Genomic DNA, 14,295 nt, shown 5'->3' with positions numbered 1-14,295 from the left:
GTCATGCCCAGCCACACGTCACTCCCGAGCACTTCATTGAAATTGGGCGAGCTGGACTGCTGGCACTTTATCCACGGGCAAGCGCAACTGCTGATCGCCAAACAGGGCGCGCAGGTGCTGAGCTATCAGGTCGGTGACGACAAACCGGTGATCTGGCTGAACGAAAAGGCGCAGTTCGTCCACGGCAAAGGTATTCGTGCGGGTGTACCGATTTGCTGGCCATGGTTTGGCAACCTAGCCCTCAACCCGCCCAGCGTGCAAGCCATGCGTGCCAGCGCAGAACCCCCCACCGCCCATGGTCTGGTACGCACCCGAGAGTGGGAACTGCTGGATTACGATGACGCCGGCGAAGCGCTGCATATAGAACTGGGCTTGCCGCACGTAGAGGGCGGCCTGCCCGGTTGGCCGCACGACGTATCGCTGACCCTGAAGATCCGCCTCGACACCCACCTGCACCTGAGCCTCGTCAGCCATAACCGCAGCAACACATCGGTCAGCATCAGCCAGGCGCTGCACAGCTATTTTGCGGTCAGCAATGTAAGCCAGGTGCGTGTCGAAGGCGTGGAGGGGCTGACCTACATCGAAACTTTGGATGACTGGAAACGCGTCAAGCAGTCAGGGGATTTGACCTTCAGCGGCGAAACCGACCGCATCTACCTCAACACCCCTGACACACTGAGCATCGTTGACCCTGAATGGGAACGTCGCATCACCCTCCAGAGCGAGGGTTCACGCAGCGCTGTGATCTGGAACCCGTGGATCGACAAGACCGCGCGTTTCAACGACATGGCCGCCGACGGCTGGCAGCGCATGCTGTGCATCGAAACCGCCAACGTAATGGACGACGTCGTCACACTGGAGCCGGGCGCCAGCCACACGCTGGGCGTCAGTATTGGCACAACCGCGCTCTGACACCTGTAACCGCTGACAATCAGCACGAGGCCGCGATCAACACGTGCGGCCTGTCAGCGACTTACAAACCCTTACAGATCCTCTTCCTTCACCACCCGCACCTGCCCGGCGTCCAGCGCATACGCCGCATCGGCCAAGTCATTGGTAACCTTTTCGACCTTCAACGTGCCCGTTACCCACAACGGCGTGTAAATGTCATCCAGCTTCAAGCCTTTTGGATAACGCACCAGCACCAATTGATTGGGAGGCGGAGGCGGAACGTGGATACAGGCACCCGGGTAAGGCACGAGGAAAAACAGCGTGCTGCGCCCTTTCGCGTCGCTTTCGAGCGGCACCGGATAGCCGCCCAGACGGATGGTCTTGCCGTTCATGCTGGCCACTGTCTTGGTGGAATACATAACGGCTGGCAGGCCTTCGCTTTGTTTCAGGCCACCCTTATCGGTAAACGTCCCCTGCGCTTCAGGTGAGTCATGATCGATTTCGGGCATTTGTTCGAGGGCTAATTGATCCGACTTCGGCATCAGCTCGAGCCAATCGGTTTCCGGCAAGTCTGCCGCGTGTACCAGGCTTGCGCCCAGCAAAAGAAAGGTCATTACAAGACGGCGCATGGCGGACTCAACTAAGAAAGACGTAGGACGCCGCGCATTCTAGCCCTCTCTGCGCCTGGCGCAGAGAGAAGCCGCATCCGGTCAGTTCTTTTTAGAGACCATGCCGTAAATGATCAGCAGAATCACGGCACCGACCACTGCGCCGATAAAGCCGGCACCTTCGCCCGCCTTATAGATACCCAGCGCCTGGCCGCCGTACGTAGCTGCCAACGAACCGCCGATACCCAGCAGGATGGTCATGATCCAGCCCATGCTGTCGTCGCCCGGCTTCAGGAAACGGGCCAGCAGGCCAACGATCAAGCCGATAAAAATGGTTCCGATGATGCCCATGGACGATCCCTCTCTTTGAATGGTGTTAAACCAAAGCCTAGACAGCACTTTGGCATCACGCCATCAGAGGGCGGCGGCAACCGAATGGTTCCCGCCGATGTACCGTTTATGCTTCGTCGATCAGCGCTTCAACCCGCAGGATCTGCGCTTGCAGGGTCGCCATGTCGGCACAGCGCAAGTTGGCGTGGCCCACTTTACGACCCGCCTTGAACGCCTTGCCGTAGTGATGCAAATGGCAATCGGCAATCGCCACCACCTTCTCAACCGCAGGCACCGTACCAATAAAGTTGAGCATGGCGCTCTCGCCCACTTTGGCCGTCGAACCCAGCGGCAGGCCAGCAATGGCACGCAGGTGGTTTTCGAACTGGCTGCATTCGGCGCCTTCGGTGGTCCAGTGACCCGAGTTGTGAACCCGAGGCGCGATTTCGTTGGCCTTGAGACCCCCGTCGACTTCAAAGAACTCGAACGCCATCACGCCCACGTAATCCAGCTGCTTGAGCACACGGCTGGAGTAGTCTTCGGCCAGCGCTTGCAGCGGGTGGTCGGTACTGGCAACCGACAGCTTGAGAATGCCGCTGTCGTGGGTGTTATGCACCAACGGGTAGAACCGGGTTTCGCCATCACGACCGCGCACGGCGATCAGCGACACTTCACCCGTGAAGGGTACAAACCCTTCCAGCAAGCATGCGACGCTGCCCAGTTCGGCAAACGTACCCACCACATCGGCCGGGGTGCGCAGCACTTTTTGGCCCTTGCCGTCGTAACCCAGGGTGCGGGTTTTGAGCACGGCTGGCAGGCCAATGCTGGCCACCGCTGCATCCAGGTCCGCCTGGGACTGAATGTCGGCAAAGGCCGGGGTAGGAATACCCAAGTCCTTGAACATGCTTTTTTCGAACCAGCGATCACGGGCAATGCGCAGCGCATCGGCACTCGGGTACACCGGTACGAACTGCGACAGGAACGCCACGGTTTCGGCCGGCACGCTTTCGAACTCAAAGGTCACCAGATCGACTTCGTCCGCCAACTGGCGCAGGTGATCCGGATCGCCGTAATCCGCACGCAGATGCTCGCCCAAAGGCGCCGCACAGGCGTCAGGCGCAGGGTCAAGGAAGGCGAAGTTCATGCCCAGCGGAGTGCCCGCCAGAGCCAGCATGCGACCCAACTGGCCGCCACCGATTACACCGATTTTCATCGTTAGAAACCTCAGGCCAGGCGCGGGTCTGGATTGTCCAGCACGCTGTCAGTCTGTTCAGCACGGAATGCTTTCAACACGGTATGGAACTGCGGGTGCTTGGCGCCCAGGATGCTGGCGGACAACAACGCGGCGTTGATCGCCCCGGCCTTGCCGATGGCCAGCGTCGCCACTGGAATGCCCGCGGGCATTTGCACGATCGACAACAGCGAGTCGACGCCCGACAGCATCGATGACTGCACCGGCACGCCGAGCACAGGCAAATGGGTTTTTGCCGCACACATGCCTGGCAAGTGGGCTGCGCCACCGGCACCGGCAATAATGACCTCGATTCCGCGGCCTTCGGCCTCTTCGGCATACTGGAACAGCAAATCCGGCGTGCGGTGGGCAGAGACCACTTTCACTTCGTAAGGAATGCCGAGTTTTTCCAGCATATCGGCGGTGTGGCTGAGGGTGGACCAATCGGACTTGGAGCCCATGATCACGCCTACCAGTGCACTCATCGTCGCGCCTCTTCTCTTGGGCGCCCGCAGGCGCGTCAAAAAACAACAAGCCACGTGGGGGATCCGACGTGGCTTGTTATAGGAATTAAGGCCGGTCAAGCCAGCCGAAGGCCGCGCAGTATACCCCAAAGAAGTGCGTTAAAAGCACCTTTGACGACCATCTGTCCGCAGCCATTTAAATCGTGCAAACACCCGGTTTTACTGACCCTTGGGTCAGGCCACATGCACGCCCGCGCATCCTGCGGCCACGCCAACACGCAATCGAAAAAACTTACAGCCACAGGCGAAAAAAGCAGGTCGACTCACAGACACCACGCGTCGTTAACCCCCCCGTCTACGCCTTAACTAATGAAGCCAGCTTGATAACAAGCGACATGACACCGTGCCCAGCACACCCTGCAAAGCGCTCTTCATGCATAAAAGGATTTATAGATGAAGCCCATCACGTTTCATATTTTTGTACACAACGATGTGACCTTGAGCGATCGTGTTCTCGCCCTTCAATATTTCAAAGACTTCACGGACGAAATCTCTGCCATTACAGGGCGCACATTCAAATTCAACTTGCTAAGAAACATTCCGGGGGTCACTGATTTCAACTACACCTCCAAAAGCGCTCAAGAGGTCGCGGATCGCTGGATGGCCGTGGCCGCCGCCTATAAAAACGCCAACAACTTGGGCTGGACCCAAACCGAGCGCTACATTCTGGTGATCAATGGCAAGATTAACGACCAGGTCTTAGGGGCCGCCATCCCGCGAAAACCCGCCCTCATTGCCAGTGTCAGTAGCTACCAAGTGATTGCCCATGAAGTAGGGCATAGTTTCACAGCGACTCATGAAGACGCGGAAATAGGCTGGAACCCCTGGGGTATCCCGTGCGAAACCTATGTGTACCCAGAGGTGAGTGCAGCCCGTGCAAACTGCTATCGCTATACCCGGAAAAACCGTGAGCACATTGTTAATTACCTGAAAGACGCCCCCTGACCCCCCGCACGCGTGGTTGCCCATTCGGCTTTTAACGAAAGCGTCGAATAAGCGGATAGGCCTGCTCGACAGGCCTTCCTTTTCACGTTGCCGAAGGGGTAGCCCCGCCTTCCAGCTTGCGCCACAGCAATCGCACGTTAGCCTTGCGCACCAACGCACAGCGATACAGACGAATCTCCAGGGGCACGTGCCATTGCGGCCCGCCACACACCACCAGTTCGCCGCGCGCCAGCTCGGCGCGCACGCTCAAATGAGGCACCCAGGCAATGCCCAGCCCCTCTAGCGCCATGCTCTTGAGGCTATCTGCCATGGCAGTTTCATAAATAGTGGTAAAGCGCAGGCTGCGCTGGCGCAGCAGCAAATTGACCGAGCGCCCTAAAAACGCCCCCGCGCTGTAGGCCAGCAAGGGCACGCTTGCATCGCCTTCCAGGTCGAACAGCGGTTTGCCGTCCGCATCGGCAGCGCACACTGGCAACATTTCGGTATTGCCTAAATGCAACGACGGGAAAATCTCCGGGTCCATCTGCAACGCAGCGTCCGGATCGTAAAAAGCCAGCATCAAATCGCAGCCGCCCTCGCGCAATGCATGCACCGCGTCTCCGACGTTAGTCGCAACAAGGCGTGTCGCAATGTTCAGCCCTTCATTGCGCAATTGCGCGATCCAGCGCGGGAAAAAACCCAGCGCAAGCGAGTGCGCGGCAGCCACTTGCATGACCTCACCCTGCCCGCCTTCAAGGTGATGCAGGTGGCGCAACACCTCGCCCAACTGCTCGACCACCGTACGCGCGGTGACCAAAAACAGTTGACCGGCCGCAGTCAACTCCACCGGGGTGCGGGAACGATTCACCAACGTCAGCCCCAAGGCCGCTTCGAGGCTGCGAATACGTCGACTGAAGGCCGGTTGCGTCACGAAACGACGCTCAGCCGCTTGAGAAAAACTGCGGGTGGCGGCCAGTGCACTGAAGTCTTCCAGCCATTTACTTTCGAGATTCATTGAGCCTCTCCGAGGTGCACCAATTTGGGTCACACGTTCGACGCGCCCGTCGCGTCACGTCGGCATTATGCCGTTTCTGCATAGGATAGTGTTTAAAGGCATTGGCCCAAAATAGTCCGCAAGCCTAGGATTCGCAGCGTTCCGGCCTATACCGGGTCCTTATCGAGATGATTTCTATCATGTCCTCCGCTGCATCTTTCCGCACTGAAAAAGACCTGCTTGGCGTACTCGAAGTACCCGCTCAAGCGTATTACGGCATCCAGACCCTGCGAGCGGTGAACAACTTCCGTCTCTCCGGCGTTCCGATTTCGCATTACCCAAAGTTGGTTGTGGCCCTGGCCATGGTCAAGCAAGCCGCGGCAGATGCTAACCGCGAACTGGGCCACCTGAGCGCGCCAAAGCATGCGGCCATCAGCGAAGCCTGCGCCCGTCTGGTACGCGGCGACTTCCATGAAGAGTTCGTGGTGGACATGATTCAAGGCGGCGCTGGCACTTCAACCAACATGAATGCCAACGAAGTGATCGCCAACATCGCGCTGGAGGCCATGGGCCACCAGAAAGGCGAATACCAATACCTGCACCCAAACAACGACGTAAACATGGCGCAGTCCACCAACGACGCTTACCCGACGGCCATCCGTCTGGGCCTGTTGTTGGGTCACGACGCGCTGCTGGCCAGCCTCGACAGCCTGATTCAGGCCTTCGCGGCCAAAGGCGTCGAGTTCAACCACGTCCTGAAGATGGGCCGTACCCAGCTGCAAGACGCTGTGCCGATGACCCTCGGCCAGGAATTCCACGCATTCGCCACCACATTGGGCGAAGACTTGGCACGCCTGAAGACACTGGCGCCAGAGCTGCTGACCGAAGTGAACCTGGGCGGTACCGCGATTGGCACGGGCATCAACGCCGACCCGCGCTACCAGCACCTGGCCGTGACCCGTCTGGCCACCATCAGCGGTCACCCGCTGGTTCCGGCTGCCGACCTGATCGAAGCCACCTCCGACATGGGCGCGTTCGTACTGTTCTCCGGCATGCTCAAGCGTACAGCGGTCAAGCTGTCGAAGATCTGCAACGACCTTCGCCTGCTGTCCAGCGGCCCACGTACCGGTATCAATGAAATCAACCTGCCAGCGCGTCAGCCCGGCAGCTCGATCATGCCCGGCAAGGTCAACCCGGTTATCCCGGAAGCCGTTAACCAGGTGGCGTTCCAGATCATCGGTAACGACTTGGCACTGACCATCGCCGCCGAAGGTGGCCAACTGCAATTGAACGTGATGGAGCCGTTGATCGCCTTCAAGATCTTCGACTCGATCCGCTTGCTGCAACGTGCCATGGACATGCTGCGCGAACACTGCATCGTCGGCATCACCGCCAACGAAGCGCGTTGCCGCGAACTGGTCGAACATTCGATCGGCCTGGTGACCGCACTGAACCCGTACATCGGCTATGAAAACGCCACCCGCATCGCCCGCATCGCCCTTGAAAGCGGCCGCGGCGTGCTGGAACTGGTGCGTGAAGAAGGCTTGCTCGACGACGCCATGCTCGACGACATCCTGCGCCCGGAAAACATGATTGCTCCGCGTCTGGTGCCTCTGAAGGCCTGATGCGGTAACACGATCACCAGGTCGAGGGACTAGACACCTCTCACCTTTTGAGGACTTGCAGATTTATCTGCAGGTCCTTTTTTTTGCTCGCGTATCGTTGCACGCCATGAGGGGGTTGACGCGCCTGTCGCCAAGCAGGCGCGTGCGGCTTAGTGCGTCACCAGACAGTCCAGCGATTTGTCGACGTACGCCTTGGCCAGCTCCGCCAGATACACAATCGACAACACCACATCACGCGGCGACCCGTTCAATCCATTCCCCGCCTCGCTCGCCGTTGCCCCCATGCAGCGCAACAAGTCTGACGCCTGGGCCAGGGCCGCTTCTAAATTGACACTGTCCGGGATGGCATACGTGGCCGTCCCCACGGGGCGAGCAGGCTGATGGTCGTCAAGGTAGTAATTGAGCGCGCGTTCGGCGGCCGCACGGTCAAGTGACGGAGAAAGGCACTGCGCCGCATCCGGCAGGATGGACGAAGGGGGATCTGGAACAATTTTTTTCATGACATCACTCCTGGTTTCAATAAAGGAGCTGTCACCTGTCGCGACTAAACGAATGGGTGGCAGCCGTACGCAGGTTAGTCGACCGGAGAAACCAGGAACCCGGCGCGCTCGAAGGCGCCCTGCGCACGGCCACCATAAAACGAGAGGCCGAAAAAAACGCCTCGCGGAGGTGGCGCCTTGCGCCTGGTTTCATACCGGGCGACTAAACCCGACCGCTGAGTGTGCAGCGATGGGCCGAGACTAGACCCCGATATTGGCAGGCGCAAGCGAACGGGATTTTCAAGGAAGTTTCTGCGGATTGAAAGGGAAGCGTCGTACGAAAACCCTCTTTTTTAGCGGTTCGCAGCCCATCGTGCGTGGCGTTGAGCTCCTGCCTAAGAACAGGGTGCGGCTTGCAGCAACGATCGAGGGCAAGGCGCCCGTCCATCCGATTTTCAGCCACTGCCACGCAGTGATATCGGCACGTGCTGGCCCCCCGGAATCAAGGTTAATTCCTACACCAAAACAGCACTTTTCAGACGTGTGCACATGAAAAATCAATGGCTTATGCAGACGCTTCCACTGCGCCTAGGTATAGTGCCCGCCCTCTTGCCATGCATCGGCCCCGCAACAGCGGCCAGCGGCACTGCGCAAACAGCATCGTAAACCAAGCAGCAACATGGCCAGGGTCGCCTTGATCGCCTACGTTTTTGCCCTGCACACACGGGTGTAACGCGATATTTCGATCCGGCCGTATTGCCATCAGATAAAAACAGCGAGGAATAATCCATGCTTGAAGTCATCAATGACTTCCTCTCAGGGAAAGTGCTAATCGTGCTCATGGTTGGGCTCGGTGGCTACTTCACGATCCGCTCGCGTTTCGTTCAGTTTCGTTACTTCCTGCACATGTTTGCGGTGTTCAAAGACAGCTTGCGCAGCAGCGCCGGTCAACTGAGCTCGTTTCAGGCATTGATGCTGAGCCTTGCGGGCCGTGTGGGCGCGGGCAACATCGCGGGCGTCGGCATTGCCGTGACCCTCGGCGGCCCCGGCGCCGTGTTCTGGATGTGGGTGACCGCGCTGGTCGGCATGTCCAGCAGCCTGATCGAATGCTCTTTGGGCCAACTGTACAAACGCCGCGATGCCGAAGGCCAACTGCGGGGCGGTCCTTCCTTCTATATGAAGCACGGGTTGGGCAAAGCCTGGATGGGCAAACTGATGGCGGTGTTGTTGCTGATCACCTTCGGCTTTGCCTTCATGGGCCTGCAAGCCCACGCCGTGACGCACTCGCTGCAAGACGCTTTCGGTTTTGAGGTTAACTACACCGGTTTCGCCATCGCCGTGCTGCTGGGCCTGGTGTTCATCGGCGGTATCAAACGCATCGCCTCGGTGGCCGACCTGCTGGTGCCGGTCAAAACCCTCGCCTACATCGCCGTGACCCTGTACGTGATCGTGCTGCAGTTTGACCAAGTGCCAGCCATGCTCGGCCACATTGTCAAAAGCGCCTTCGGCATGGACCCGGTGTTTGGCGGCCTGATCGGCAGCGCGATTGTGATGGGTGTCAAACGTGGCGTATTCGCCAACGAAGCAGGCTTGGGCAGCGCTCCGAACGTGGCCGCAGTGGCAGACGTTGAGCACCCGATCGCGCAGGGCGTGGTGCAAGCATTCAGCGTGTTCCTCGACACCTTTGTCATCTGCACCTGTACAGCGCTGCTGATTTTGCTATCGGGCTTTTACACGCCGGGCTTTGAAGGCGACGGCATTGCCCTGACCCAAAACTCGCTGGCCGCTGTTGTCGGTGAATGGGGCCGCATTTTTATCAGCGTGGCCCTGGCGTTGTTCGTGTTCACCTCGATGCTTTACAACTACTACCTGGGCGAGAACAACCTGCGTTTCCTGGTCGGTGAAAACCGCAAGGCACTGATGGGCTACCGCGCACTGGTGCTGGTGTTGATCTTCTGGGGCTCGATTGAAAACCTGCAAACGGTCTTCGCCTTCGCTGACATCACCATGACCATGCTGGCGTTCGTGAACCTGATTGCCTTGGCCATGCTGTTCAAAATTTGTATGCGCGTGCTCAAGGACTACGACGACCAACGTCGCGCCGGGATCAAGACACCGGTGTTCGATTCCAGTAAATTCTCGGACCTGGACCTGGACTTGAAGGCCTGGCCGCCGACACCGGCCGCCAAGGTCGAAGACACAAAACGCTGACACTGACGCGGCGGTTCTGAACAGAACCGCCGCGTTTTTGCTTATGGGGACTACACATGACTGCTGCCACTTCCTACCCTGCCGAACGCGTGATGGTGCTCTACACCGGTGGCACCATCGGCATGCAAGCCAGCGCCAACGGCCTTGCGCCTGCCTCGGGTTTTGAAGCGCGCATGGGCGAGTTTCTCGCCAGCCAGCCCGACTTGAACGTGCCGCAATGGTGCTTTCGCGAAATGAGCCCGCTGATCGACAGCGCCAACATGACCCCCGCCTACTGGCTGCGCCTGAGTGCCGCGATCATTGCGGCAATCGAGCAGGAAGGCTGCGACGCCGTCCTGGTCCTGCATGGCACAGACACACTGGCCTACAGCGCGGCGGCAATGAGCTTTCAACTGATCGGCCTGCCAGCTTCGGTACTGTTCACCGGCTCCATGCTGCCCGCGGGCGTGCCTGACAGCGACGCGTGGGAAAACGTCAGCGGCGCGTTGTCAGCATTGAGCCAAGGCCAACCACACGGGGTTCAGCTGTACTTCCATGGCCAACTGATGGCGCCCACCCGTTGCGCCAAAGTGCGCAGCTTCGGGCGCAACCCGTTCGTGACGCTCACCCGCAACGGCGGTGGCACCCCGGCGGATTACATCCCCGGCGAGCTGCTCTACACCCGGCCTAAGCACATGGCTAACGTGGGCGTGCTGCCACTGGTGCCGGGCATTGGCGCGCCGCAACTCGATGCGCTGCTCAACAGCGGCATCGAAGCCCTGGTACTGGAGTGTTTCGGCAGCGGCACAGGCCCCAGTGACGACCCGGCTTTCCTCGCCAGCCTGCAACGGGCGCAGGAAAACGGCATCGTGATTGTCGCCATCACTCAATGCCATGAAGGCGGTGTGGAGCTGGACGTGTACGAAGCCGGTAGCCGCCTACGTGAGGCGGGTGTGCTCTCAGGTGGCGGCATGACCCGCGAAGCGGTGTTTGGCAAGCTCCATGCCTTGCTGGGTGCCGACCTGCCATTGACCGAAGTGCGCCGCCTGATTGAACTCGATGTGTGCGGGGAGCTGGTGTAACGCCCTCATCACATCGTTATCCGGCACACAACTTGCTCCCTTCCAGCATCCTCCCGCTGGAAGCGAGCATGCTGCATTCCCATCTCACCACCCTGAACGCGGTTTCGTTGGTGCTCAGCACCTTCAGGGCCGAAGGCTTGTCCAGTGAAGCGCTATTGGCCGGCAGCGGTATACGCGCCGCCGATTTGAGCCGCGCCGACACGCGCATCACCACCAATCAGGAAATGCGCGTGTGCGCCAACGCCGTGGCCATTCGCCGCGAAATCGGTCTGGAATTGGGTCAACGTATGCACGTGTCGTCCTACGGCATGCTGGGTTACGCCTTACTCACCAGTGCCACCTTAGGTGACGCTTTACGCCTGGCTTTGCGCTACCCGGCGCTGCTGGGAACACTTTTTGAACTGAGCCTGAACGTTGAAGACGAGGTCGTCTGGTTCTGCGCAACCGGTTATCGCGAAAGCCCGCACTTGGCTGTATTCAACGCCGAGCTGTGCCTGACGTCGCTCAAAGTCATTTGCGAGGATTTATTAGGCCGTCCGCTTCCCCTCGCGGGCGCACGCTTCGCTCACCCTGCCCCGGACTATTACGCCCACTACGCGCACAGCTTTGACTGCCCACACGCCTTCCAAGCCTGTGACAACGCGTTCGGCTTCGACCCGCGCTGGCTCGATGAACCCTTGCCGCTGGCCGATGCCGTGACCCATCAGGCGATGGCCGAGCGCTGCCGCAAACAGAACCTGGAGTTCACGGGCCGCCAGTCGTGGCTGGATCGCATCCGCCAGCTGTTGGCTGCACAACTGCATGCCGCCCCGGGGCTGGAGGGCTTGGCCGAACAAATGAACTGCTCGCCGCGTACGTTGCGTCGCCACTTGCACGACATGGGGTGCAGCTATCAAACGCTGCTCGACGACCTGCGCTTTGAGCGCGCCAAACTGCTACTCAATGAGACCGAATGGCCGATCTACCGGATTGCCGAGAACCTGGGGTTTAGCGAAACCGCCAGCTTTCGCCACGCGTTCGTGCGCTGGAGCGGTGTCTCACCCAGCCAGTTTCGCGCCTAACCCCACCACCCTGCCGTCTGTTTTTTATGCCTGAAAATGGCGCACACCCGCGCCGAAAAGGGGCGAATTCAGGTCAGTCATTTTGGCCATATCCATCCCCTTTTGGCCGCTCCTGCCGTTCTCTGAAACGTCCGAGGCCGCAAGACTGTAGGTCACCGATCAAGCCTGCGGAGAATAAGAAAAATGCTGACGATCTATTCAGATGATCACCACCTGCATCACGGCCGTTGCGAGTTGATGGACGGGCAACTGATGCCTTGCTTCGAAATGCCCTCACGTGCCGATCACATTCTGCAACGGGTTCAAACCCGTGAACTGGGCCCGGTGCAGGCCCCGCGCGATTTTGGCCGCGTGCCCATCGAACGCATTCATACCCCGGCCTATCTGGATTTTTTCCAGGGCGCGTGGGAGCGCTGGACCGAGCACGGGCGCGACGGCGACTTGTTGCCCTACACCTGGCCTGCCCGCACCTTACGCGCGGTCATTCCCACGAGCCTGCATGGGCAATTGGGTTATTACAGCTTCGATGGCGGCGCGCCAATTACAGCGGGCACGTGGCAAGCGGCTTACAGCGCCGCGCAAGTGGCGCTTACAGCACAAGCAGAAATTCAACGTGGCGCTCACAGCGCTTTCGCGTTGTGCAGGCCGCCGGGTCATCACGCCGCCAGCGATTTGATGGGCGGTTATTGCTACCTCAATAACGCAGCCATTGCGGCGCAGGCATTCCTCGATCAGGGCCGCAGCAAAGTGGCCATCCTTGACGTGGACTACCACCACGGCAACGGAACGCAGTCGATTTTCTATGCACGCAACGACGTGTTGTTCACCTCGATTCACGGTCACCCCGAAGCCGAGTTTCCGTTCTTTCTGGGCTACGAAGATGAACGGGGTGAAGGCGCGGGCGAAGGTTTCAACTTCAACTATCCGCTGGCCGCCGGTTCGGCCTGGGATCGCTGGAGCGCCGCCCTGGAAGAGGCGTGTGCTGAAATCGAGCGTTACGACGCCGAGGTGCTGGTGATTTCGTTGGGCGTGGACACGTTCAAAACCGACCCGATTTCCCAGTTCAAGCTCGACAGCCCGGACTACCTGCGCATGGGCGAACGCATTGCGCGCCTGGGCAAGCCGACGTTGTTTGTGATGGAAGGTGGGTACGCGGTAGAAGAGATTGGCGTCAATGCCGTCAACGTACTTGAAGGCTTTTTGAGCGCTCAATAAGGACCTAACAACAATGAAAGCTCTTACGCGTTTATTCACTCCCGCGCTGTGTGCTGCGGCACTGGCAAGCGCCGCCGTGCATGCCGAAGACCGCACGTTGCGGGTGTACAACTGGTTCGACTACATCACCCCGCAAACTTTGGTGGATTTCAAAAAAGACACCAACGTGAAGCTCATCTACGACATTTTCGATACTAACGAAGCGCTGGAAGCCAAGCTGCTCACCGGCAACTCAGGCTATGACGTGGTGGTGCCGTCGAATGTGTTTCTGGCCAAGCAAATCGAGGCGGGCGTGTTTCAGCCCCTGGATCGCAGCAAGCTGCCGAACTGGAACCACCTTGATCCCAAGTTGATGAAGCTGATCGAAGCCAACGACCCCGGCAACCAGTTCGCGGTGCCGTACATGTACGGCACTATCTTGATCGGGTTCAACCCGGACAAAGTCAAAGCCGCACTGGGTGACAATGCGCCTGTGGACAGCTGGGATCTGATTTTCAACGAAGAGAACATCAGCAAACTCAAACAATGCGGTGTGGCGTTACTGGATTCTCCGTCGGAAATTTTGCCGCTGGCGCTGCAACATTTGGGGCTTGATCCCAACAGCACCAACCCAAAGGACTACGCCAAAGCTGAAGCGCTGCTGTTGAAGATTCGGCCTTATGTCACGTATTTCCACTCATCCAAGTACATGGCCGACATCGCCAATGGCGACATCTGCGTGGCGGTGGGTTATTCAGGCAGTTTCTCCCAAGCGGCCAACCGGGCGAAAGAAGCCAACAACGGCGTGACCGTGGACATGCGCTTACCTAAAGAGGGCGCCCCGATCTGGTTCGACATGCTCGCGATCCCCAAAGGCGCTAAAGATAAAGAAGACGCCTACACCTTCATCAACTACTTGCTACAACCCAAGGTCATTGCGCCAATCAGTGATTTTGTCGGGTACCCCAACCCGAACAAAGATGCGACCGACCTCGTGGCCCCGAGCATCCGCAACAACCCGAACCTGTACCCGACTGAAGCGGCAATGACAACGCTGTACACCCTGACCCCACTGCCCCGTGAAGCTGAACGCGCCCGCACGCGGGCCTGGACCAAAATCAAGTCGGGCACCTGAGTCGACCGGAGCCGCTGGCGCAACCCG

Annotated in this window: 14 protein-coding genes; 8 read left to right on the top strand and 6 right to left on the bottom strand. The window is 59.1% G+C overall.

What is annotated here, in order from left to right:
* Positions 1–3: 3 nt before the first annotated feature.
* On the top strand, positions 4–912 hold the full coding sequence (locus HBN61_RS12465; RefSeq protein WP_170046885.1) for a D-hexose-6-phosphate mutarotase: 909 nt from the start codon (positions 4–6) through the stop codon (positions 910–912).
* A 71-nt stretch (positions 913–983) separates the two neighbouring features.
* Here HBN61_RS12465 and HBN61_RS12460 read toward each other — a convergent pair whose 3' ends face one another.
* The 4 genes from HBN61_RS12460 to purE all read right to left on the bottom strand — a co-directional run bounded on the left by HBN61_RS12460 (position 984) and on the right by purE (position 3,545).
* Positions 984–1,520 (bottom strand): DUF3299 domain-containing protein, encoded by a 537-nt coding sequence (locus HBN61_RS12460; RefSeq protein ID WP_169962523.1) that lies wholly within the window; start codon positions 1,518–1,520, stop codon positions 984–986.
* An 81-nt stretch (positions 1,521–1,601) separates the two neighbouring features.
* On the bottom strand, positions 1,602–1,850 hold the full coding sequence (locus HBN61_RS12455) for a GlsB/YeaQ/YmgE family stress response membrane protein (protein WP_094994113.1): 249 nt from the start codon (positions 1,848–1,850) through the stop codon (positions 1,602–1,604).
* A gap of 106 nt (positions 1,851–1,956) precedes the next feature.
* Positions 1,957–3,042 (bottom strand): 5-(carboxyamino)imidazole ribonucleotide synthase, encoded by a 1,086-nt coding sequence (locus HBN61_RS12450; RefSeq protein ID WP_094994112.1) that lies wholly within the window; start codon positions 3,040–3,042, stop codon positions 1,957–1,959.
* Positions 3,043–3,053: 11 nt separating this feature from the next.
* Complete coding sequence (gene purE / locus HBN61_RS12445; protein ID WP_047279087.1) at positions 3,054–3,545, bottom strand: 5-(carboxyamino)imidazole ribonucleotide mutase; 492 nt, start codon at positions 3,543–3,545, stop codon at positions 3,054–3,056.
* A 432-nt stretch (positions 3,546–3,977) separates the two neighbouring features.
* On the opposite strand from purE, the gene HBN61_RS12440 reads away from it, so the two are divergent.
* On the top strand, positions 3,978–4,529 hold the full coding sequence (locus HBN61_RS12440; protein WP_094994111.1) for a reprolysin-like metallopeptidase: 552 nt from the start codon (positions 3,978–3,980) through the stop codon (positions 4,527–4,529).
* An 82-nt stretch (positions 4,530–4,611) separates the two neighbouring features.
* Here HBN61_RS12440 and HBN61_RS12435 read toward each other — a convergent pair whose 3' ends face one another.
* Entirely contained in the window at positions 4,612–5,523 is a 912-nt protein-coding gene (locus tag HBN61_RS12435) for a LysR substrate-binding domain-containing protein (protein WP_094994110.1), read from the bottom strand.
* A 179-nt stretch (positions 5,524–5,702) separates the two neighbouring features.
* On the opposite strand from HBN61_RS12435, the gene aspA reads away from it, so the two are divergent.
* Positions 5,703–7,127 (top strand): aspartate ammonia-lyase, encoded by a 1,425-nt coding sequence (gene aspA / locus HBN61_RS12430; protein WP_094994109.1) that lies wholly within the window; start codon positions 5,703–5,705, stop codon positions 7,125–7,127.
* A gap of 149 nt (positions 7,128–7,276) precedes the next feature.
* Here the strand turns inward: aspA and HBN61_RS12425 are convergent, their stop codons facing one another.
* The gene (locus HBN61_RS12425; protein WP_169962519.1) at positions 7,277–7,627 is read right to left on the bottom strand and encodes a DUF6124 family protein; all 351 of its coding nucleotides are present in this window, start codon (positions 7,625–7,627) and stop codon (positions 7,277–7,279) included.
* A gap of 768 nt (positions 7,628–8,395) precedes the next feature.
* On the opposite strand from HBN61_RS12425, the gene HBN61_RS12420 reads away from it, so the two are divergent.
* From HBN61_RS12420 to HBN61_RS12400, 5 genes are all read left to right on the top strand, one after another.
* A complete protein-coding gene (locus HBN61_RS12420; RefSeq protein ID WP_170046884.1) occupies positions 8,396–9,817 on the top strand; it encodes an alanine/glycine:cation symporter family protein in 1,422 nt (473 codons plus the stop codon).
* A 56-nt stretch (positions 9,818–9,873) separates the two neighbouring features.
* Positions 9,874–10,878, top strand: a complete 1,005-nt coding sequence (locus HBN61_RS12415) for an asparaginase (protein WP_094994106.1) — start codon at positions 9,874–9,876, stop codon at positions 10,876–10,878.
* A gap of 68 nt (positions 10,879–10,946) precedes the next feature.
* Positions 10,947–11,939, top strand: a complete 993-nt coding sequence (locus HBN61_RS12410; RefSeq protein WP_094994105.1) for an AraC family transcriptional regulator — start codon at positions 10,947–10,949, stop codon at positions 11,937–11,939.
* Between the two features lie 183 nt (positions 11,940–12,122).
* A complete protein-coding gene (locus tag HBN61_RS12405; RefSeq protein WP_170046883.1) occupies positions 12,123–13,154 on the top strand; it encodes a histone deacetylase family protein in 1,032 nt (343 codons plus the stop codon).
* Between the two features lie 13 nt (positions 13,155–13,167).
* Positions 13,168–14,268 carry a polyamine ABC transporter substrate-binding protein gene (locus tag HBN61_RS12400; RefSeq protein ID WP_169962513.1) on the top strand — a complete coding sequence of 367 codons (1,101 nt, stop codon included), beginning with the start codon at positions 13,168–13,170 and terminating at the stop codon, positions 14,266–14,268.
* Positions 14,269–14,295 lie beyond the last annotated feature (27 nt).

Origin of the sequence: Pseudomonas sp. WS 5071 (genome assembly GCF_012985765.1) — a bacterium.
Taxonomy (GTDB): domain Bacteria; phylum Pseudomonadota; class Gammaproteobacteria; order Pseudomonadales; family Pseudomonadaceae; genus Aquipseudomonas; species Aquipseudomonas lundensis_A.
Note: the sequence above shows the minus strand (reverse complement) of the source record. Positions and strands in the feature narration are given on the sequence as shown.